The organism is Ruegeria sp. YS9 (assembly GCF_024628725.1).
Classification (GTDB): domain Bacteria; phylum Pseudomonadota; class Alphaproteobacteria; order Rhodobacterales; family Rhodobacteraceae; genus Ruegeria; species Ruegeria atlantica_C.
In genome coordinates, this window is record NZ_CP102409.1 from 2,155,617 (window position 1) to 2,176,613 (window position 20,997).

Here is a 20,997-nt window from a genome sequence, read left to right on the forward strand (position 1 = left end):
GATGACAATACCATGTCGCAACATGCACAAATTCAGTCGGAAAAGGAAAGTGATCAGTTTGTAACGGCGCAGTTTTCTTTCCGCCAAACCGTTGATGTTTCCCCGCAGACGCCGCAAAGGCCCCTGCCCGACCCGTCATTATCCCTAGCCCCGGGCCCGGAATATTGACTGACGAGTCAATCACAAACCGTTTTAAGCCCGTTTGTCGAGGATTTCTTTGACAGTTCACAGTTTTTTCTTGTTCGGGCCGAGTTTCAATTCCGGTCGGGTGAGTTTCAAACACTCAAAATTCTCATTGCAAAAGGAAGGCAAAACAAAACACTCTCCACATGACAGCTTTGAGGTTGGGTCTATGCGTTCATTTGAAGAGATCTTTGATATTGCCGCCTCTCGCCACGGTGGGGTCGAAGCCTTTGAAGCACAGCTGACCAAGCCCAAAAGCCACGAAGAACTGGCGGCGATGCCCGAGGACCGGTGGCTATCGATCATCACGAAATGCGTCTTTCAGGCCGGTTTCAACTGGAAGGTCATCGAAAACAAATGGGAAGGATTCGAAGCCGCCTTTGACGGTTTCGATGTGGGCCGATGTGCGTTCATGGATGATGAAAAGTTCGATTCCCTGCTGCAAGACACACGCATTGTCCGCAATGGAACCAAGATCGCAGCAGTGCGGGACAACGCGGCGTTCCTTTTGGAACTGCGCGACGAAGGCGGCGCAGGCCAGGTTCTGGGGGGCTGGCCCTCGGATGACTATGTCAGCCTTCTTGCCATGCTGGCCAAACGCGGATCCCGTCTTGGCGGGGCTTCGGCGCAATATGCGATGCGCTTTGCGGGGCGCGACAGTTTCATTCTGTCGCGGGACGTGACCGCCCGTCTGATCGCCGAAGGCGTGATCGACAAGCCCGCCACGTCGAAAAAAGCCATGGCGGCGGTGCAACGGGCCTTCAATTCCTGGATGGATCAATCCGGCCGGTCTTTGACGGAAATCAGCCGCGTTCTGGCCATGAGCCTGTGAAAACGGTTTGCGGATTGCAGGCAGCGGACTAGGATTCACCTCATGGTTCTGCGCGTATTCCTGTGTGCTCTTTTGTTGCTGCCCTCCTGCGGTCGTCAATTGACAAAGCAAGAGCGTGATTTTGCGGATGCCATTCAGGGCGAAACCCTGAACCTTGACAGCGTGCGATTGGTCCAAGGTGCGCCGGTTGCCAATGTGACGTATTTCCGCGAGGAGCGCCCACGTCTGGCCTGCCGCGAGCGTATCCTTCCTCCGGTGGAACCCGGGTTGGTGACAGGCAGGCCAGCAGCCGTGGCCCTGTTCAACAAGGTCTACTTTGCGCGCGACTGGTATCTGGAAGACTATATGTCCGATTTCCCGGATCAGATGAACCTGGTGGCCGCGATGCTGCTGGCCCATGAACTGACGCATGTCTGGCAGTGGCAGAATCGCCGGACTACCGGTTACCACCCGTTGCGAGCAGCGGCGGAACATGGTGGGCGCAGCGACCCGTATCTTTTTGACCTCGAAACCTCGCCGGACTTCCTGTCCTACGGGTTTGAACAGCAGGGCGCCATCGTCGAGGAATACGTTTGCTGCCGTGCGCTGGACCCTCAGGCCACCCGAACCAAACGGCTGCACACGATGCTGAGCGCGCATTTTGATCTGTCCCCGCTTCCGCAAAAAGGGCGAGAGCGCGCAATCCTGCTTCCCTGGAGCGAGGCCGAGATCGACGGAATTTGCAGCGGAACCTAGTTCTGCTGAAGGGTCTCCAGATAGGCCACCAGATCCACGATGGGCTGGCTCGTCAGAATTGGCTGCCCCTGCGGCGTTTTCATGGATGTGTCCTGCCCGTCAAAATAAGGACCATAAACCGGCATCGGGCTACCATGGCTGATCAACGGGTCCCGACCATCAATGCGGGCGACAACGCGGGCAGTCGGGAACACGCCTTCCTCGTTGGACAAAGCGGTCAGATCGCTTGGTTGAACCACCAGCACGGCCGCCATCGGACCCTGCCCCATTGCATCGATCCCATGGCAGGTCGCGCAATGGTGCATATATAGTTCTTCTCCGGTCTTCGCGTCCTGAGCCCAGGCGGCCTGCGAGGCAGCAGCCGAAACCCCAAGAACCAGCACACTGATTGTTGCCTTGAACATCGTATCCTCCTGCCTGGATTGGCATTTGCAGGGTTGCCCGATGGCCGTCATGGCGCAATGATCCAGATCAACGAAAAAGGTACAGAGGGTTCGGGCAATGACACAATACGCCGCCATCATGCTGGCCGCCGGATTTGGAATTCCGATCCTGGCCGCGCTTAACGCGGCGCTGGGCAAAGTCATCGGGTCGCCAACTGCGGCAGCTGTTGTGCTGTTTGCCATCGCCTTCGTCGCCTCGGCGTTGGTCATGGCGCTGTTTCCCGGATTTGCGGCCTTGTCCAAGATTGCCAATGCGCCGAAACACCTGTTGCTTGCAGGTGTCCTGATTGCTTTCTATGTCCTGTCGATCACCCATGTCGCACCGCATTTCGGGGTGGGCAATGCCGTGTTCTTTGTGCTGCTCGGGCAATTGATCAGCGCTGCGGCCATCGACCATTTCGGCCTGTTCGGCGCACAGGTCGAACCGCTTACGCTCATGCGGACGGGCGGGATCGCCGTCATGGCCATTGGTGTTGCGATCACTCAACTGGCCTGAGCACTCCGCCCTCAAGCCGGACCATCCGGTCCATGCGCGCCGCCAGGTCAAGATTGTGCGTTGCGATCAACGCCGACAACCCTTCGTCCCGCACCAGCTTCATCAATGTATCAAAAACCTGATCCGAGGTTTCGGGGTCCAGATTGCCCGTCGGTTCATCCGCCAACAAAACACGGGGCGCATTGGCCAAGGCCCGGCAGAATGCCACCCGTTGTTGTTCCCCGCCAGAGAGCGCTGCGGGGCGGTGGCTGGCGCGTGCGGCGACGCCGACACGGTCCAGCAGGTCCAGCGCCCGGGCCTGTGCGGCCTTGTCCGACACACCATTGGCCAGTTGCGGCAGGGTGATGTTTTCCAATGCCGTGAATTCCGGCAGCAAATGGTGGAATTGATACACGAACCCGACATCCTGCCGACGCAATGCGGTTCTGGTCCGGTCGCCCTTGCCCGATACATTCTGCCCGCCGATTTCGACGGTTCCTTCGTCGGGCATGTCCAGCAGACCGGCGATATGCAGAAGCGTTGATTTACCTGCCCCAGAGGGCGCAACCATGGCTACGGCCTCACCCGCGCGCAGATCCAGATCAACTCCGCGCAAGACCTGCACTTCGCCCGGCTTGCCTTTCAGATAGGTCTTGGTCAGACCCTTCAGACGCAATGTGACATCATTCATAGCGCAACGCCTCGACCGGGTTCAGCCGCGCCGCTCGACGGGCGGGAAAATAGGTGACGACAAAGGACAGGCCAAGCGACAGGCCGATGGCCTTGAGCACATCGCTCAGGTGCAGCTCGGCGGGTAAAGCATAGATGCCCCGGATCGACGGATCCCAGACGCCACCGCCCATCACGTAATTCACGAACGAAAAGATCGGATCGATATAGATCGCAAAAAGGCACCCCAGGATGACTCCCAAAGCCGTTCCGATCAGGCCGGTAAAAGCGCCGCAGATGAAAAACACACGCAGCACCGACCCTTCGCTCAGACCGATGGTGCGCAGGATGCCGATATCGCGGCCCTTGTTCTTGACCAGCATGATCAGGCCCGAGACGATATTCATCGCGGCGATCAGAACGAGGATCGAGAGGATGATGAACATCACGTTGTCTTCGACTTCCAATGCCCGCAGGAATCCACCGGATGCATCCTGCCAGGTCCAGATCTGGCTGCGCTCGCCCGATGCTTCGAGAATGGAAATCAGGATCGGGCCCAGTTCCTCGGGCTTTTCCACCATCACTTCGATCTCATCCGCCACACCTTCGCGATTGAAAAAACTCTGCGCCTGCGAAAACGGCATGTAGACACGCGTTCGGTCGATGTCATAGCGCCCCGCCGAGAACACATAGACAACGCGATAGGCATTCACGCGGGGCGACGTACCGAAGGCGGTTTTTACCCCGTTGGGCGAGGTCAACTTGACGACGTCCCCCACGGTGGCGCCTATGCTACGCGCCACGCCTGACCCAATTGCAATGACATCCTGACCCGTCTGAAATTCTGACAAGTCCCCCACAGCCTGCTCTGCCTGGGCTATACCCGGCAGATCAAGCAGATCGTCGGGTCGCATTCCAAACACTTCAACGCCGCTGCTGCGGTCGCGGTTGGTGATCAGCACCTGCCCCTTCACCAAAGGAGCCGCGCGTTGAACACCGGGCACTTGTGCGATACGGGCCGCGCGCTCTTCGTAGTCGGCGATCGTGCGATCCACCCGCCCCTGGGCATCGATCTCGCCTGACGAATAGACCGTCACATGCGCGTTTGCGCCCAGAATGGTGCCGACGAATTCGGAACGGAAGCCGGACCGGACCGACAATGTCGCGATCAGGGCAAACACTGCCAGTGTGATCCCGATCAGGGAAATCCAGGTCATCACACTGACGCCACCCTCGACCCTGCGGGCCCGCAGATAACGCCATGCGATTTTCCATTCAAAAGGGGCAAAGGGCGGGGGTGTCTTGGCCATACATGCTCCGGGGTGTTCGTGTTCGCGGGGACAGTTTCGGCATTTCACCCGATGGTCAAGCCGGTTGTCCCTCTGACCCGACTCCTCAGCCTGAATGAGCCGAATCAACTCGGTGCGCAACTGGAACGATTGAGCCAATCGGATGACTTCGGAAGCAGGCGTTACACCATGAGTTGTGAAGCGCATCACAGACAAACTGATATTGTTTCATGTATGAAGTTAATCATCGCGCTTTGTGAACTCCTGAATCGAAAAAGCAACAATGGGCGCGAAATTTTATTACTCTTTTTGATTATTTTCAGAAACTTTGTCACCCTACTTGTGGGGGAACACATTTAAGGAGCGGGGGTCGCTCAATGAATTTTCAAATCTCAACCAACGGTGCGGGGGTAATTCCGTCCCGCCAAGCATCAACAGAACTGGATTGTGAAACAGCGGCGCTGCTGCGTGCGGCCATTCGGCCAATCTTTGCCAGCGCGGCAAGCTGGGGCAATCTGACGGATATTCTGAAAGACAAAGGGTACCGTCTGGTTTTCCGGCAAGGGCGTCTGTGTATCACGGATCGAACCACGGACGCGCGGGTTTGCGGGTTGCGGTTTCTGGGCCTTGAGTTTCGCGAACTGGTCAACCGGCTGGGTCGTCCGATCGTGGTGGCACGGGGCGACGGGGCCAACGGCGACATCCTGGCAACGCGCCCGACGGCAGACCAAGACTGACGTCTCAACCAATCGAATTGGTCAGATCACATCTGGTGGCCAAAGCAATCGCATGGCCACCTTGGTGAAACGGATCTGTGTTGCGTGACACCAAAACCCGTCACCGGTGACGGTGCTCAGGCAATCTGCTGGTAGATTTCAGCAACTTTGGTAACGGCCGCCTCGGGGCTCAGTTCCTCGCTATCGCCGGTCCGGCGGCAGGTCAGTTCAACAACGCCATTCTTCAGACCGCGCGGGCCGACCGTGATCCGCCAGGGCAGACCAATCAGATCCATGGTCGCAAACTTGCCCCCTGCCCGTTCATTGCGGTCATCATAAAGCGGCTCCAGCCCCAAGGCCGTCAGAGCGTTATAGATTTTGTCGCAGGCGGCATCCGCTTCTTCATCACCCTGCTTCAGGTTCACGATGCCGCAATGGAACGGGGTCACGCCCTCGGGCCAGATGATGCCTTTGTCGTCATGGCTGGCTTCGATGATCGCGCCGACCAGACGGCTGACACCGATCCCGTGGCTGCCCATATGCACCGGAACCGGTTTTCCATCCGGGCCCTGCACGGTCGCACCCAGCGGCTCGGAATACTTCGTGCCGAAGTAGAAGATCTGCCCAACTTCGATACCACGCGCCACGCGGCGGCGTTCTTCGGGGATCTGATTGAACAGCGCCTCGTCATGCGTTTCATCCGTGCGCGCGTATTTCGAGGTGAACTCTTCCAGAATGGCCTGACATTGTTCGCGGCTGTCATAGTCAATCTCACGATCACCAAAGGTCAGGTCGGTAACGGCGCTGTCATAGAAGACCTCGGATTCACCAGTGTCAGCCAGCACGAGGAACTCATGGGTGTCATCGCCGCCGATGGGCCCGGAATCCGCGCGCATCGGGATCGCCTGAAGGCCCATACGTTCATAGGTGCGCAGATAGCTGACAAGATGGCGGTTATAGGCGTGCAGCGCGTCTTCCTTGGTGAGGTCGAAGTTGTAGCCGTCCTTCATATAGAACTCGCGGCCCCGCATCACGCCGAAACGCGGGCGGATTTCGTCGCGGAACTTCCACTGGATCTGATAGAGGGTCAGCGGCAGGTCTTTGTAGCTGTTCACGTGGCCACGGAAGATATCGGTCACCAGTTCTTCGGCTGTGGGTGTGAACAGCATGTCACGGTCATGCCGGTCCTTCATCCGCAGCATCTCCTGACCATAATCATCATAGCGTCCGGATTCACGCCACAAATCCGCCGACTGGATGATGGGCATCTGAATCGCGATGTGACCCGCCCGCGCCTGTTCTTCGTGGACGATGTTTTCCAGCTTGCGCAGCACTTTGAAGCCCAGCGGCAGCCAGGAATAAATCCCGGCAGAGGCCTGCTTGATCATCCCGGCACGCAGCATCAGCCGATGGCTGACGATCTGGGCCTCGGACGGGTTTTCCTTGAGAACGGGCAGAAAGTAACGGCTGAGGCGCATGGGTTAACCTTCAAAGGTAAATTTCGACTTCAAAGGTGATTATGTCAAACCACCGCCGGGGGCAATCGGGCATTGGTGTTTTTGCGACTTCGCGTCAGTCGGTTTTTTGATTGACCCTGCAATCGGGAATTCCAATTGTGGCGCAAACTCAAAACCCATGAGGCCTTGATGCAGACCATTCAGGAACCCGCCCGCAGCATTCCCGTTGTCCACTCTACAGACGTGCTGGTCGTCGGGTCCGGTCCTGCCGGTTTGGCCGCAGCACTGGCCGCAGCGCGGACAGGTGTGGACGTCTCGCTGGTTGACCGGTTCGGGTGCATGGGCGGCAACATCACCGCCGTCGGCGTCGAAGGATTCGCCTGGTACCGGCACGAGCAAACCGTCGAGGCCGGCGGCATCGGGATGGAATTCGAAACCCGCGCCAAAGAGATGGGCGCGGCGGTGCCCGAAAGCCAGTCGCTCAGTTATGAACTGGACAGCGAAGGGTTCAAGCTGGTGGCGGACAAGCTGGTCGAAGAGGCGGGTGTTCACCCGATGCTGCACCGGCAATTCGTCGCCCCCGTCATGGAAGGGGACCGGATCATCGGCATCATCACCGAATCCAAGGCCGGGCGCGAGGCGATACTGGCCAAGGTGGTAATCGATGCAACCGGCGACGCCGATGTGGCCCATCGCGCGGGGGCCCCGACGCATAAAACGCCACGGGAGGACATGATGGCCGCCTCTGTCATGTTCCACCTGGCCGGAGTGGACAAGCGCGCCTTTATCGAGGGCGTCAAGGCCGACCCGCAGACCTACAAGGACTGGGGCGGCGGCGGTGAGTGGAATATCGAAACCAGCGGCAAAGAGGACGACATGTTCTCACCCTTCGTGCACAAGCCCTTCCAGCAGGCGATTGATGAAGGTCTGATCCCGCCGCATCTGAACACCATCGCCGGCACCTGGGGCGCGATGCATGACACGGGCGAACTGACCTACATGAACCTCATTCACCTGGCCGGGATCGACGGGACCGACCCCGACAGCCTGACGCGCGGTGAAATCGAAGGTCGGCGCCAGTCAATGTTGGCCATCGAAGCCCTGCGCCGGTTCATGCCCGGCTGCGCGAACGCTCGGCTGCGGAATTTCGGTATGACCATCGGTATTCGCGACACCCGCAAAATCGATGCGGTATACAACATGACCGAAAACGACGCCCGCCATCAGGGCCGGTTCGAGGATACGATCGGCATCTACCCCGAATTCATCGACGGGTATGCCATCCTGATCCTGCCGACCACGGGGCGGTACATGCAGGTTCCGTACCGCTCGATGCTGCCCAGGGGCGTCAGGGGCCTGCTGGTCGCGGGGCGGTCACACGGTGCCGACCGGGTGGCCCATGCCGCCACGCGCAACATGGCCTGCTGCGCCGTCATGGGTCAGGGCGCGGGCGTTGCAGCCGCGATGTCGCTGAAAAGCAATCAGGACCTGGATCAATTGAACCTGGCACCTGTTCACACGGAACTAGAGCGTCAGGGGGTCAGGATTCACTGATGGACAGAATTCCGACAATAGACATCTCGCCGCTGTCCGATCCTGGCAGCGCAGCCTTTGATGCAACGGTACAAAGCATTATTGAGGCCTGCACGGGGATCGGGTTTCTGTCCATCACCGGAACAGGTGTGTCCCAGCAGACGGTGGATCAGGTCCGTCAGACCACACGAGAGATCTTTGCCATCAATGAAGCCCGCAAATGGGATCAGGCCATCACACGCGAGAATTATCGCGGTTATATCCCGATGGGTTTTTTCACACCCAACGATGGATCCGGCAGGGCCGACAAATACGAGGGTTACAAGCTGCACCACGAGGTTGCCGCCACCGACCCCGTGCGCGCCGAGTGTGCCCTGTACGGCCCGAACCTGTGGCCCGCTGAAGTCCCCGAGGCAAAAGAGGTCATCCTGGATTATTGGCGTCAATTGGATCAGGTCACTGATGTGTTGTTGGGCGCATTGGAATCCGGCCTGGGCTTGACCTCTGGCATTTTGCGCGACGCGTTCCGAAACCCGATGACCAATATGACATTGCTGCACTATCCCCCGCAGGCTGCGGATGAAGCGGGTTATGGCATCCATCCGCACAAGGATACGGACGCACTGACCATCATCGCGCCCGATCCGGTGGGCGGGCTCGAGGTGCAGACCCGCAGCGGCAAGTGGATTTCACCAGACTGCCCACTCGGCGGTTTTGTGGTGAATATCGGCGACATGCTGGAACTGTGGTCAGGCGGGCGGTTGAAGTCCACGCCACACCGGGTGGTGAACAGATCGGGCAAGGAACGGTACTCGTTCCCCTATTTCGCCGTACCCCGCCATGACGTCATTGTTGAGCCATTGTTGCCCGCCCTGCCCGGCTTTGACCGCCCAGCGGTTCATTGTGGTCACTGGTCGGCGGAAATCTGGCGCACCAACTGGCCTGATGAAACCGCAGAAGAAGACACCCCGGAACTGGGGACCTTGTACGATTGATACCGGCAAAGCCCTTCCCAATGAAGCGCTTGCATCATGGGCTTTGATGCGCCAAGAACGCCTGCAAGGGCCTGAACAAGGGGATTGCCATGGCTTTGCCGGTAAAGGATCAGCTGAGATACTGGGGCATCGTCGCTGCGGTTTTTGTTTTGATCCTCTGGGCCTTGGGGGATGTCCTGCTGCCCTTCGTCATTGGCGGAGCAATTGCGTATTTTCTTGATCCCGTTGCGGATCGACTGGAGCGGTTGGGCCTGTCGCGCGTCGCAGCCACAGCCATCATCACCGTCATCGGCGTTCTGGGATTTATGTTGGCGGTCCTGATGGTCGTACCTGCCCTGATTACCCAGTTGCTGGATCTGATCGACGTTCTGCCCGATCTGTTCAAGCAATTGCGCGGGTTCATTGAAAAACAGTTCCCGTCGCTGCTGGACCGGGAATCAAATACTCATCAGATGCTGGTATCCTTCGGCGACATGCTGAAATCCAAAACCGGGGATGTCCTGCAAACGGTTCTCGCGTCGCTTGGATCTGCGATCAACATCGTCGTCTTGCTGGTGATCGTACCCGTCGTGGCTGTTTACCTGCTGCTGGACTGGGATCGCATGATCGCTCGCATCGGAGAACTCCTGCCGCGTGACCATGCCCCCACCATCAGGCGGCTGGCCGGTGAGATTGACGCCGTGCTGGCCTCTTTCGTGCGCGGGATGGGGACGGTCTGCCTGATCCTTGGCACCTATTATGCGGTTGCCCTGATGCTTGCCGGTCTGCAATTTGGCCTGATTGTGGGTTTCATTGCGGGATTGGTCACGTTCATCCCTTACCTGGGCGCCCTGATCGGTGGTTCGCTGGCGATCGGGCTGGCGCTGTTTCAGTTCTGGGGTGATTGGGCGCATATCGGGCTGATCGCGGGCATCTTTGCCATCGGACAGGTCACCGAGGGGAATTTCCTGACACCCAAGCTGGTGGGCAACTCTGTCGGGCTGCACCCGGTCTGGCTGCTGCTGGCCCTGTCTGTCTTTGGGGCTTTGTTCGGCTTTGTCGGTATGCTGATCGCCGTGCCCGTGGCCGCCGCATTGGGCGTGCTGGCCCGATTTGCCACATCGCTGTACCTGGACAGCCGACTTTATACCGGTCTTGAAGGTCAGGATCAGGAAACCGAGTAAATGCCCCGACAACTCAGCTTTGATCTGCCCGCCAAGACTGCGCTCGGGCGTGAGGATTTCTTTGTGTCGCCTGCCAATGCTTTGGCTGTGGCGATGATCTCGGCCACATCCTGGCCGGGAAACAAGCTTGTACTGACTGGCCCGGCTGGCGCAGGCAAAACCCATCTGGCGCATGTCTGGGCTGCGGAAACCGGCGGACGCATCATTCAGGCCGCCGACTTGCGGTATGACGACGTCCCGGATCTGGCACGCAGGCCAATTGCCGTCGAAGACGTGCCCATGATCGCCAACGATATCGACCAGCAGAAAACGCTGTTTCACCTGCACAATCTGGTTCTGGCCGAAGGGCACGCCTTGTTGATGACAGGTCGGCTGGCCCCGAAGTTCTGGGAATTGCCACTGGCGGACCTGCAAAGCCGGGTCGAAGGTGCCCATCACGTGGCGCTGGACCCGCCCGACGATGCATTGCTGGGCGCGGTTCTGGCCAAACTGTTCGTAGATCGGCAGCTGAACCCCGGCCCCGAGGTAATCGCCTATCTCGTCAAACACATGGATCGGCGATTTGAAACTGCGGCCGACGTGGTGGCGCAACTGGATCAATTGGCCCTTATGGAAAAGCGCGACATCACCCGCACTTTGGCCGTGCGGGTTCTGAACATGAGCCCGGATGAGATCGAGACGGGTGATTGACCCGCACCCGCCAATTTCGCATCCTCACACAGCATTACCTGGAAGACACATGGATCAGACCGCAGCAACCGACATCCCTGACTGGGGACCTTTCGGAAAGCCACTGTTCGACGAGCCTGGAACCCGGGCTTTGTCGCGTGTCGGCGTTGTCGATGTCGGATCCAACTCGGTCCGGATGGTCATCTTTGACGGTGCGGCCCGATCACCGGCCTATTTCTACAATGAAAAGGTCATGTGCGAATTGGGCGCGGGCCTGTCCGAGACCGGGCGGCTGAATCCGCGTGGGCGCGAACGGGCACTGGCGGCGCTGCGACGGTTTCAGAATCTGGCGGTTGATCTGGAATTGCCGGGCCTGCATGTCGTGGCCACGGCTGCTGTGCGCGAGGCAAAGGACGGACCGGATTTCTGCGATCAGGTGAAGGCGGAAACCGGGCTGCACGTGGAAGTCATCACCGGGGAAGAAGAAGCCCGTTTTTCAGCTCAGGGTGTGCTGCTGGGATGGCCCGGCGCCTATGGCCTGATCTGCGACATCGGCGGGTCTTCGATGGAGCTGGCCGAGATCGGGGACGGTCAGGTGGGCCGCCGCCTGACCTCGGCGCTCGGGCCACTGAAACTGCGCGATATCAAGGGCGGACGGCGTGCACGCAAGGCTCATATCAAAAGTACGATGGAAAAGCTGCGCGATGAGATGGGTCCGCAGCGAGATCGTCTGTTCCTGGTTGGCGGCAGCTGGCGGGCCTTTGCCCGGCTGGACATGCTGCGGCGCGGCTATCCGCTGAACGTGCTGCATGAATACCGGATGACGACAAAACAGGTTCGTGAAACGATCAAGTTCATTGAAAAGAACGATCATGAAAAACTGCGCAGCCAGGCCGGTGTATCCAGCTCGCGCATGTCGCTCATCCCTTACGCAATGGACGTTCTGGCCCGGCTGATACGAACGTTCAAACCCAAGGACATCGCCATTTCCAGCTATGGGATCCGTGAAGGATTGCTGTATGAACAGATGTCGCAGGAGTTGCGCGACCGGGACCCGTTGATCGAAGCAAGCCTTTTTGCCGAATCCAAGGATGCCCGCCTGCCCGGATTTGGCCGCAACCTCTATGATTTCGTGATGCCGCTGTTCAAATCAGCGCCCCCCAGCAGCGTTCGGCTGATCAAGGCTGCGTGCCTGCTGCACGATGTCAGCTGGCGTGCTCATCCCGATTACCGGGCCGAAGTCTGTTTCGACAACGTCACCCGCGCCAATCTGGGTGGTCTGAAGCACTCCGAACGTGTCTTTATCGGGCTGGCCTTGCAGCACCGGTATCGCAACAAACGCGAGGGCAACCGCTTTGCGCCCTTGTATGATCTGCTGGACGAAAAAGGCCAGAAAGAGGCCGAGATTCTGGGCAAGGCGATGCGCTTTGGCGCGATGCTGTGGATGCACAATGACGCCAATATGGGTCGCCTGAAATTCTATCCCAAAAAGCGCGAGCTGGAGCTGTACCTGCCCGAAGCAGCGGCCCCCCTGTTCAGCGAAGTTGCCGAAGCGCGCCTGAATTCTCTGGCAAACGCCCTGAAATCCGAAACGCGCGTGATCATCAGGGGCTGACCATCGATCCGATCAGATATCAGTTGCGCCTTCGGGCAACGCTTCTTCTTCGTTTTCAGGCTCTGGCGGTCCCTCGGCCTGTTTCCTGCGGATGATGATGTCACCATTGGGCAAGATCTCGGGCGCTTCATAAGCGCTCCAGTCCTTGATCTCGGCCCCCAGCTCGGCCAGTGCCGGGCCCATTTCACGCAAGAACGACTGCATCGCCGGGCCAAACTCATCCGCGAGGCCCAGCAGCTCATCCAGCGCCGGTTCCATTTCCTTGCGCAGACCTTCGAAGAACAGCTCGGCCCCCTGCTCCATCAGGGATTTGCTGTTGTCCTCCTGCGACATGGCGGGTGCGGCAATGCCAGCCGTGATCATGCTGATCAGCAAAACGTGTTTCATACCTGATATATAGTCCCCCTGCCGCAGGCGTGAAAGGTCACAGGTCGATGTCCAGCGTGACCGGGAAATGATCCGACGCCGTCAACAGCGCCTGTCGCAGGTCCGGTGCGGACCAGCAGAACGCGTCGCGAAACGGATGCCAAATACGCCAGGCCGGACGGTAGGCACGCAGATCCTGGGTAATCAGTATATAATCCAGAAGAGCCTCGAGAAACCTGCCTTCTTCCGGACGGGCAAAGCGGGCCGTGGAAGGTATCGATCCGGGCCGAAAACCATGAGCCGTCACCGCGTGCGGATCGAACAAACCCGCTTGCAGCAAAATCTCGACCGAAGACCGGCCGAACAGGTGTTCGAACTCATCCAGCCCGGGGCCATCGTTCAGGTCTCCCAGCAAAATGACAGGTTCTTGGTTTGCAACGTGCATCTCGACCCGCCTTGCCAGCCAGACCGCCTGTGCCAATTGCTTGCGGCGGTTGGCAATCGAGATACGGATCGCCTCATCCCGCGACCCAGCCCCATGCGGAGCCTTTGATTTCAAATGAGCTCCGATCAGCCGGACCTCGCGGCCCGATTGCGTGGTCACCGCCAATTCCATCGGTGGTTTGGAAAACCGCACAACATCCTCGGTCGCATCTATATCCAGGTCGATTCTGAACTCGCCATCAAACCGGGGGGCCAAGGGGTCGTCGATGTCACCCCTGGGATCATGGCGCGCGGTAAGAACGGTCCTGTCGTAAAGCAGCGCCAGCTCCTGATGGGTGTCGTTGGCAAACCCCATCACCGCGTCAGAGGTGCGCAGATCAAAAGCCTCGGCAAAGGTTTGCAGGGCCCGCACCGTATTCTGGCGTTTGCCGGTGTTCGGAGCCTCGACGATCAATACCGCGTCTGCGTCAATCGCGGTCAGCACTTTTGCAATCGCCTCGACCTGCTGCGCCTTGGTGACGTCATGCCGCCCGGACCAGGTGTCATCGACAATCAGATTGTCTTTTTGATCAAAAAGATTGGCGAACCATTCGATATTGTAGGTCGCCAGCCGCATCCTGTCAGGCCCGCGCGCCGTTGATCTCATCCCAGGCGCGATTGATGTCGATCATCTTTTTCTCGGCCAGTCTGATCGCCTCTTCCGGAACACCGCGCGCCATCATGGCGTCCGGGTGCGTTTCGCGGACCAGTTGTCGCCAGACTTTGCGGATATCGGGCAATGGCATGTCCTGCGGCACACCCAGAACCGTGTAAGGATCTTTTGGCGCATCCGGAACAAATCGCGCCCGCAATGCTTTGAATTGAGCGTCGGTCTGCCCGAAGATCTTGCTCACTTCTTCCAAGAACGCGTTCTCATTGGGGTGGTAGAACCCATCGGCCATGGCGATGTGAAACAGCCCTTCCATCAGGTCGCAAAGCGTGGTGCTGTCTTCGGCAAACATCCGGGCGATCTTGCGGGCATAGTCCTGATACCCCGCCACATCCGTGCGGGCCATGTTGAAGACCCGCGCGGCACCTTCCTCGTCTTCACGCGCGATCTGGAACACATCGCGGAAGGCCGTAACCTCGTCTCGTGTCACCTGACCGTCTGCCTTGGCCATTTTTGCACCCAGCGCAATCACTGCAATCGTGAAAGCCACCGAACGTTCCGGGGGCGAACGCAGCTTTTCAAAAACTGCGGTCAGGCTTTCGCCTTGGGCCAGCGCACTGAGCGCTTCGGATATGCGGGTCCAGATCGACATGGGCATAGACTAGCGTCACAATCCGGGACTGTCAGGTGCGACAGATCACTCAGGCGAAAGAATTTTCTGCATCAGCACAAGATCCAGCCGTTGGCCCCATTTGAACCCTACTTCGGGCATGCGACCAACCTGCGAAAAGCCCAGCGCCGCGTGGAACGCCACAGCACCCGGATTGGCCGAGGAGATGCCTGCGACCAGCACATGCACCCTGTCGGTTCGTGCGGCCTGCTCCAGCGCGCGCATCAAAGCACGCCCAACGCCCTTTCCGCGCGCGTTCGGTGACAGCTGGATCGAATGTTCGCGCGTCTGCGCATATCCGGGCCCCGCACGAAACGGGGCATGGGTGGCAAAACCAACAACTTGCCCATCAAGTTCGGCGACCAGAAATCCGGTGCCCCGCGCCGCGATGTCCTCGGTGATTTGCGTCGTGCTGCGCTCATCGGTCGTGAACGTGATCAGGGACTCGCCAATGATCGCATTGGTGATCCTGGCGATTGCGGGCGCATCAGCCCCCACGGCCGGGCGAATGATCATTCCAGCACCCGGACCCCATGGGGCGTCTCGAATTCAGCCCTGAGCGCGGCCGGACCGGTGTCGAACACCACATATTCCAATGCACCCAGATGTCTGGCCAGCGTCAATGCATCCGGGTGGTACACAACCAAACGCCGCAGCCGACAGGCGCTGTCTTGCAGCATGTCGGCCGGGTGAAGGTCGCCCTGCCATTCGATAAGTGCGGGAAACAGGTTGTCGAACGGCAAGCGCCCGGTTGGCGGAACCGCCATGCGCCATCGTAACGCCCCCCGGGTCAGGTCGATCGGTTGCCCGACACCATCGGGAAACACGGAAAGCGAGGCTTCGATATCGTCGACCCTGCAAATCCAGTTGGTCAGACGCGGGCTGCCCTCGAAGCGGTCCAGATCGAACCATCGCGTTCTGCCCGGAGTTTGCGCCTGCGGGTCGATCGCGATCGCCTCCAGATAGAGACCGTCCCTGAGGCCAAGCAATTTGTTGTATGTCCCGAACGTCTCGTGCTTGCCGCCGGGTTGCAGCGCAACGCCAAGCGCTTGTTCGATATGGGCAGTTGCGTCTTCCAGCGTTTCACCCGCGACGGCCAGATGATCCAGTAACATGCGCCACCTCCTGCAAGTATTACGGCCAGATCCTTGCGGATCTGGCCGTATGTTTTCGCCAAAGAGGCGCAATCGCAAGATGTTTCGAAGAAAACCTGACCTTCGTCAACCGCGCGCTTCGCGGATCAGGCGCAGGATGTCCTGAGCGGCCTCGGGAATGTTGGTGCCCGGGCCAAAGATGGCCTTGACCCCATGATCATAAAGGAACTGGTAATCCTGCTGCGGGATCACCCCGCCGCAGATCACGATGATGTCCTCGGCCCCGGCCTTTTTCAGCTCTTCCACCAGTTGCGGGGCCAATGTCTTGTGCCCTGCCGCCTGCGAGGAAATGCCGACCACATGCACGTCATTGTCCACCGCGTCCTGCGCGGCTTCGGCCGGTGTCTGGAACAAGGGGCCCACGTCCACGTCGAACCCGATATCGGCAAAGGCGGTTGCAATGACCTTGGCCCCACGGTCATGACCGTCCTGCCCCATCTTGACCACCAGCAGACGGGGGCGGCGGCCTTCGGCGTCGGCGAATTCCTCGATGGATTTCTGGATCGCGGCAAAGCCTTCGTCACCCTCATAGGCCGCCCCATAAACGCCGGCCAGGGTTTTCACTTCGGCGCGGTGGCGGCCGAATTCCTTTTCCATTGCCATGCTGATCTCTCCTACGGATGCGCGGGCACGGGCGGCCTCGACCGCAGCGGCCAGCAGGTTTCCGCCCTCTTGGGCAGCCTTGGTCAAAGCGTCCAGCGCCTGTTGGCAGGCAGCCTCGTCACGGGTCGCACGGATGCGTTCCAAACGCGCGACCTGGGCCTCGCGTACGGCCACGTTGTCGACGTCCAGAATGTCGATCGGGTCTTCCTGTTCCTTGCGATACTTGTTGACCCCGACGATCACCTCTTCGCCCCGGTCGATCATGGCCTGGCGGCGCGCGGCGCTTTCCTCGATGCGCAGCTTGGGCATGCCGCTGGCCACGGCCTTGGTCATGCCGCCCATTTCCTCGACCTCTTCCATCAGGGCCCAGGCTTTCTCGATCAGTTCATTGGTCAGGCTTTCGACGTAATAGGACCCCGCCAGCGGATCGACCACATCGGTCACGCCGGTCTCTTCCTGCAACACCAGCTGCGTGTTCCGGGCGATACGCGCCGAAAAGTCGGTGGGCAGCGCGATCGCCTCGTCCAGAGCGTTTGTGTGAAGCGACTGTGTGCCGCCCAAAACCGCGCTCATCGCCTCATAGGCGGTGCGGATCACGTTGTTGTAGGGGTCCTGTTCCTGCAAGCTGACACCTGACGTCTGGCAGTGGGTGCGCAGCATTTTGGACCGTTCGGATTTCGCGCCGAACTCGGTCATGACCCGGTGCCACAGCGTGCGCGCGGCGCGCAGTTTGGCGATCTCCATGAAAAAGTTCATGCCGATGGCAAAGAAGAACGACAGCCGGCCTGCGAACTTGTCCACGTCCATCCCGGCCTGTGTCGCGGCCCGAACGTATTCGCGCCCGTCAGCCAGGGTATAGGCCAGCTCCTGCACCAGGTTCGCGCCGGCCTCTTGCATGTGATAGCCCGAGATCGAGATCGAGTTGAACTTGGGCATCTCGTTCGAGGTATATTCGATGATGTCCGAGATGATCCGCATCGAAGGTTCCGGCGGGTAGATATAGGTGTTGCGCACCATGAATTCCTTCAGAATGTCGTTCTGAATGGTGCCGGACAGGACGGATTTGTCATGACCCTGTTCTTCACCCGCAACGATGAAGTTCGCCAGGATCGGGATCACCGCGCCGTTCATGGTCATCGAGACCGAGACCTTATCGAGCGGGATGCCATCGAACAGGATCTTCATGTCTTCGACACTGTCGATGGCCACGCCAGCCTTACCAACGTCACCAACCACGCGGGGATGGTCGCTGTCATAGCCGCGGTGGGTGGCCAGATCGAAGGCGACCGAAACACCCTGCTGGCCCGCCGCCAGGTTGCGGCGATAGAAGGCGTTGGATTCTTCGGCGGTCGAAAAGCCCGCGTACTGACGGATCGTCCAGGGACGGCCCGCATACATCGTGGCCTTCACACCGCGTGTAAACGGACCAAAGCCCGGCAGCGAACCCATATGCGGCAAACCGGCGGTGTCTTCCTGCGTATAGAGCGGTTTGACCGCGATGCCCTCCAGCGTCTCTTTGGTCAGGTCGTCCAGCGGACGTCCGCGCAGCTCTTTCTCGGCCAGCGCTTTCCAATCCTTGGTGTCGGTCATTTCGGTTTCCTCTTGTCAATTCGGATGGCGGCAGTCGAAAGCTTCCGCATTGAGGTCTTGCGCTTGGCCGTTTCATTCAGGCGCAAGCGCGACATTTTGAGTGTTTGGTACAAATCGTCGGTCGCAATCGGTGGCACAGAGGCTATATTCGAAGGAACAGGAGGCCACATGACACGCACGCTTGCCTTTGTTTTTTCGACACTAATCCCGCTGTCCGTCTGGGCGGCGGATGGCACGGCGACGACGGAAGACAGTTTTGTCCGCCCGGTAGGTGACAGCGAACTCAGCGATTTTCTCTGGGTCAGCCGCCCGATCGTGGTCTTTGCCGACACGCCGGCGGACCCGCGGTTCCAGCAACAGATCGACATGTTGCTCGAAGGTGAAGCCGCAATGCGTGAGCGTGACGTGGTGGTTCTGACCGATACCGATCCATCGGCGCGGTCGCCGATCCGGTCACAGCTGCGCCCGCGTGGGTTCCAGATGGTATTCGTCGACAAGGACGGCGTGGTCAAACTGCGCAAACCTTCTCCGTGGAGCGTGCGCGAGATTGGCCGGTCCATCGACAAGACACCCCTGCGCGAACGCGAAATCCGCGAACGGCGCGAAGGCGGCTGAACGCTTTCGCCAGCCCGAAAGACCCCGGCACGGAATGCCGGAGGCTTTGACTGGTATGGCAAAAGCGCAGTCATGATCACTCGAACTCGATGATCACTTCGTCCACGGCGAGGCTGTCGCCGGGGCCTGCATTGATCTTGGCAACGGTGCCCTTCCTCTCGGCGCGCAGGATGTTTTCCATCTTCATCGCCTCGATGGTGCACAGCGCCTGGCCTTCCTGCACCTCTTGCCCCACTTCGACGTCGATCTTCACGACCAGGCCGGGCATCGGGCACAGCAGCATTTTCGAAGTGTCCGGCGGCAGTTTTTCAGGCATCAGACGCGCCAGTTCGGCCTGGCGCGGAGTGCGTATCTGCACCTTGAGATCCGCGCCGCGGTTACGGATGCGGAACCCGCCCGAGATCTTGCCCACCTTCATGACCAGCGGCGCGTCATCGACCGTCATGACAGCAAGCTGATCGCCCGGAGTCCAATCACCCGTCACCCGCATTTCCTGACCGTCGTCAAACCTGATCGTGGCCCCATCCTGATCCGCGTCAACCTTGACAGGCCACTGGATCTCGCGCCCGAAGGAGACGACCCAATCGGTGCCGACCTTGCGTTCGTGATTGTCCATCCGGCCCGACACGCGGGTCCGGCGAATTTCAGCGACGCGATGCATGGCCGCGCAGGACGCCGCAATCCGGCGCAGGTCTGCCTCGGCCAGTTCGACGCCCTCGAACCCGTCGGGGTATTCCTCGGCGATGAAGGCCGTGGTCATATCGCCGCTGATGAATTTCGGATGATCCATCACGGCGGACAGGAACGGCAGGTTGTGGCCAATGCCTTCAACCTCGAAACTGTCCAGCGCCACGCGCATCGCCTCGATCGCCTGATCACGGGTCGGAGCCCAGGTACACAGTTTGGCAATCATCGGGTCGTAATACATGCTGATCTCACCGCCTTCATAGACGCCGGTATCATTTCGAACGGCAACATCGCCTTCGGGCGCATCCCCCTGCCATTTGCCGTTGGCCAGCATCGGTCCGGCTGCCGTCTCCTGAGGCGGGCGATACCGGGTCAGACGGCCAATCGAGGGCAGGAAGCCGCGATACGGATCCTCGGCGTACAGGCGGTTTTCGATCGCCCATCCGGTCAGAGACACGTCGTCCTGCGTGATCGACAGCTTTTCACCCGCTGCCACGCGGATCATCTGTTCGACCAGATCAACACCTGTGATCAGTTCGGTAACAGGGTGTTCCACCTGCAAGCGGGTGTTCATTTCAAGGAAATAGAAGTTCTTTTCACCGTCAACGATGAACTCGACTGTGCCTGCGCTGGAATAGCCCACGGCCTTGGCCAGCGCCACGGCCTGTTCCCCCATGGCCTTGCGCGTCGCTTCGTCCAGAAACGGCGACGGCGCCTCTTCCACGACTTTCTGGTTGCGGCGCTGGATCGAGCATTCGCGCTCGCCCAGGTAGATACCGTTTCCATGACTGTCGCAAAGAACCTGAATTTCGATGTGACGCGGTTGGGTCACAAATTTCTCGATGAAGATCCGGTCATCCCCGAACGAGCTTGCTGCTTCGTTCTTTGACGACTGGAAGCCCTCGCGCGCTTCGTCATCATTCCACGCGATCCGCATGCCCTTGCCACCGCCCCCGGCGCTGGCCTTGATCATGACAGGATAGCCGATCTGGTTCGAGATTTTGACCGCCTCTTCCGCGTCTTCGATCAGCCCCATGTATCCGGGAACTGTCGACACGTTTGCTTCCTGAGCGATTTTCTTCGAGGTAATCTTGTCGCCCATCGCCTCGATCGCGCCTTTCGGAGGACCGACAAACGCCACGCCTTCGGCTTCCAGCGCCTCGGCAAACTTGGCGTTTTCGGACAGGAAGCCATAACCGGGATGGACCGCCTGCGCGCCGCTCTGGCGGATGGCGTCCATGACCTTGTCGATCACGATGTAAGACTGGTTTGCAGGTGGCGGGCCGATATGAATGGCTTCGTCCGCCATCGACACATGCAGCGCGTTCTTGTCCGCGTCCGAGAAAATGGCGACGGTGCCGATACCCATCTTGCGGGCGGTCTTGATAACCCGGCAGGCGATCTCGCCCCGGTTGGCGATCAGGATCTTATTGAACATGGAACGT

General features: G+C 59.5%; 21 protein-coding genes. 10 read left to right on the forward strand and 11 right to left on the reverse strand.

The genetic code is table 11. The annotated features are described in order from the left end of the window. The first annotated feature begins 352 nt into the window (after nt 1–352). Together NOR97_RS10945 and NOR97_RS10950 are read left to right on the forward strand one after the other, a co-directional pair. A complete protein-coding gene (locus tag NOR97_RS10945; protein ID WP_257599108.1) occupies nt 353–1,015 on the forward strand; it encodes a DNA-3-methyladenine glycosylase I in 663 nt (220 codons plus the stop codon). A 42-nt stretch (nt 1,016–1,057) separates the two neighbouring features. Beyond that, the gene (locus NOR97_RS10950) at nt 1,058–1,750 is read left to right on the forward strand and encodes a hypothetical protein (RefSeq protein WP_257599109.1); all 693 of its coding nucleotides are present in this window, start codon (nt 1,058–1,060) and stop codon (nt 1,748–1,750) included. Here the strand turns inward: NOR97_RS10950 and NOR97_RS10955 are convergent. Continuing rightward, complete coding sequence (locus NOR97_RS10955) at nt 1,747–2,154, reverse strand: cytochrome c (protein ID WP_257599110.1); 408 nt, start codon at nt 2,152–2,154, stop codon at nt 1,747–1,749. The genes NOR97_RS10950 and NOR97_RS10955 overlap by 4 nt on opposite strands. 97 nt (nt 2,155–2,251) lie before the next feature. On the opposite strand from NOR97_RS10955, the gene NOR97_RS10960 reads away from it, so the two are divergent. After that, nucleotides 2,252–2,689 (forward strand): DMT family transporter, encoded by a 438-nt coding sequence (locus NOR97_RS10960; protein WP_257599111.1) that lies wholly within the window; start codon nt 2,252–2,254, stop codon nt 2,687–2,689. Here NOR97_RS10960 and NOR97_RS10965 read toward each other — a convergent pair. Then, the gene (locus NOR97_RS10965; protein WP_257599112.1) at nt 2,673–3,359 is read right to left on the reverse strand and encodes an ABC transporter ATP-binding protein; all 687 of its coding nucleotides are present in this window, start codon (nt 3,357–3,359) and stop codon (nt 2,673–2,675) included. The genes NOR97_RS10960 and NOR97_RS10965 overlap by 17 nt on opposite strands. Next, complete coding sequence (locus NOR97_RS10970) at nt 3,352–4,647, reverse strand: lipoprotein-releasing ABC transporter permease subunit (RefSeq protein WP_257599113.1); 1,296 nt, start codon at nt 4,645–4,647, stop codon at nt 3,352–3,354. Before NOR97_RS10970 ends, NOR97_RS10965 begins: the two co-directional genes overlap by 8 nt. A 356-nt stretch (nt 4,648–5,003) precedes the next feature. Here NOR97_RS10970 and NOR97_RS10975 point away from each other — a divergent pair, with 356 nt between their 5' ends. Continuing rightward, on the forward strand, nt 5,004–5,363 hold the full coding sequence (locus tag NOR97_RS10975; protein ID WP_170343672.1) for a hypothetical protein: 360 nt from the start codon (nt 5,004–5,006) through the stop codon (nt 5,361–5,363). Nucleotides 5,364–5,479: 116 nt separating this feature from the next. Here the strand turns inward: NOR97_RS10975 and proS are convergent, their stop codons facing one another. Then, nucleotides 5,480–6,820, reverse strand: coding sequence for a proline--tRNA ligase (gene proS, locus NOR97_RS10980; RefSeq protein ID WP_170343671.1), 1,341 nt, complete (start codon nt 6,818–6,820; stop codon nt 5,480–5,482). Between the two features lie 168 nt (nt 6,821–6,988). Here proS and NOR97_RS10985 point away from each other — a divergent pair, with 168 nt between their 5' ends. The 5 genes from NOR97_RS10985 to NOR97_RS11005 all read left to right on the forward strand — a co-directional run bounded on the left by NOR97_RS10985 (nt 6,989) and on the right by NOR97_RS11005 (nt 12,774). Continuing rightward, on the forward strand, nt 6,989–8,353 hold the full coding sequence (locus NOR97_RS10985; protein ID WP_257599114.1) for an FAD-dependent oxidoreductase: 1,365 nt from the start codon (nt 6,989–6,991) through the stop codon (nt 8,351–8,353). Continuing rightward, on the forward strand, nt 8,353–9,327 hold the full coding sequence (locus NOR97_RS10990) for an isopenicillin N synthase family oxygenase (protein ID WP_257599115.1): 975 nt from the start codon (nt 8,353–8,355) through the stop codon (nt 9,325–9,327). Before NOR97_RS10985 ends, NOR97_RS10990 begins: the two co-directional genes overlap by 1 nt. 89 nt (nt 9,328–9,416) lie before the next feature. After that, nucleotides 9,417–10,490 carry an AI-2E family transporter gene (locus NOR97_RS10995; RefSeq protein WP_170343668.1) on the forward strand — a complete coding sequence of 358 codons (1,074 nt, stop codon included), beginning with the start codon at nt 9,417–9,419 and terminating at the stop codon, nt 10,488–10,490. Further along, nucleotides 10,491–11,180 (forward strand): DnaA ATPase domain-containing protein, encoded by a 690-nt coding sequence (locus tag NOR97_RS11000; RefSeq protein WP_257599116.1) that lies wholly within the window; start codon nt 10,491–10,493, stop codon nt 11,178–11,180. 49 nt (nt 11,181–11,229) lie between these two features. Continuing rightward, complete coding sequence (locus tag NOR97_RS11005) at nt 11,230–12,774, forward strand: Ppx/GppA family phosphatase (protein WP_170343666.1); 1,545 nt, start codon at nt 11,230–11,232, stop codon at nt 12,772–12,774. 12 nt (nt 12,775–12,786) lie between these two features. On the opposite strand, the gene NOR97_RS11010 is transcribed toward NOR97_RS11005, so the two are convergent. From NOR97_RS11010 to scpA, 6 genes are all read right to left on the reverse strand, one after another. Beyond that, complete coding sequence (locus tag NOR97_RS11010; protein ID WP_170343665.1) at nt 12,787–13,161, reverse strand: hypothetical protein; 375 nt, start codon at nt 13,159–13,161, stop codon at nt 12,787–12,789. A 37-nt stretch (nt 13,162–13,198) separates the two neighbouring features. Beyond that, nucleotides 13,199–14,200: an endonuclease/exonuclease/phosphatase family protein gene (locus NOR97_RS11015; RefSeq protein ID WP_257599117.1), complete on the reverse strand. Its 1,002-nt coding sequence runs from the start codon at nt 14,198–14,200 to the stop codon at nt 13,199–13,201. A 4-nt stretch (nt 14,201–14,204) separates the two neighbouring features. Continuing rightward, on the reverse strand, nt 14,205–14,885 hold the full coding sequence (locus NOR97_RS11020; RefSeq protein WP_170343663.1) for a molecular chaperone DjiA: 681 nt from the start codon (nt 14,883–14,885) through the stop codon (nt 14,205–14,207). 45 nt (nt 14,886–14,930) lie between these two features. Then, the gene (locus NOR97_RS11025; protein WP_257599118.1) at nt 14,931–15,419 is read right to left on the reverse strand and encodes a GNAT family N-acetyltransferase; all 489 of its coding nucleotides are present in this window, start codon (nt 15,417–15,419) and stop codon (nt 14,931–14,933) included. Then, nucleotides 15,416–16,018, reverse strand: coding sequence for a VOC family protein (locus NOR97_RS11030; RefSeq protein ID WP_170343661.1), 603 nt, complete (start codon nt 16,016–16,018; stop codon nt 15,416–15,418). Before NOR97_RS11030 ends, NOR97_RS11025 begins: the two co-directional genes overlap by 4 nt. A 105-nt stretch (nt 16,019–16,123) precedes the next feature. Continuing rightward, nucleotides 16,124–18,250 (reverse strand): methylmalonyl-CoA mutase, encoded by a 2,127-nt coding sequence (scpA, locus tag NOR97_RS11035; protein ID WP_257599119.1) that lies wholly within the window; start codon nt 18,248–18,250, stop codon nt 16,124–16,126. A 168-nt stretch (nt 18,251–18,418) separates the two neighbouring features. Here scpA and NOR97_RS11040 point away from each other — a divergent pair, with 168 nt between their 5' ends. Beyond that, entirely contained in the window at nt 18,419–18,865 is a 447-nt protein-coding gene (locus NOR97_RS11040) for a DUF4174 domain-containing protein (RefSeq protein ID WP_170343659.1), read from the forward strand. A gap of 76 nt (nt 18,866–18,941) precedes the next feature. Here NOR97_RS11040 and NOR97_RS11045 read toward each other — a convergent pair whose 3' ends face one another. Next, on the reverse strand, nt 18,942–20,990 hold the full coding sequence (locus NOR97_RS11045; RefSeq protein WP_257599120.1) for an acetyl/propionyl/methylcrotonyl-CoA carboxylase subunit alpha: 2,049 nt from the start codon (nt 20,988–20,990) through the stop codon (nt 18,942–18,944). Nucleotides 20,991–20,997: the final 7 nt, after the last annotated feature.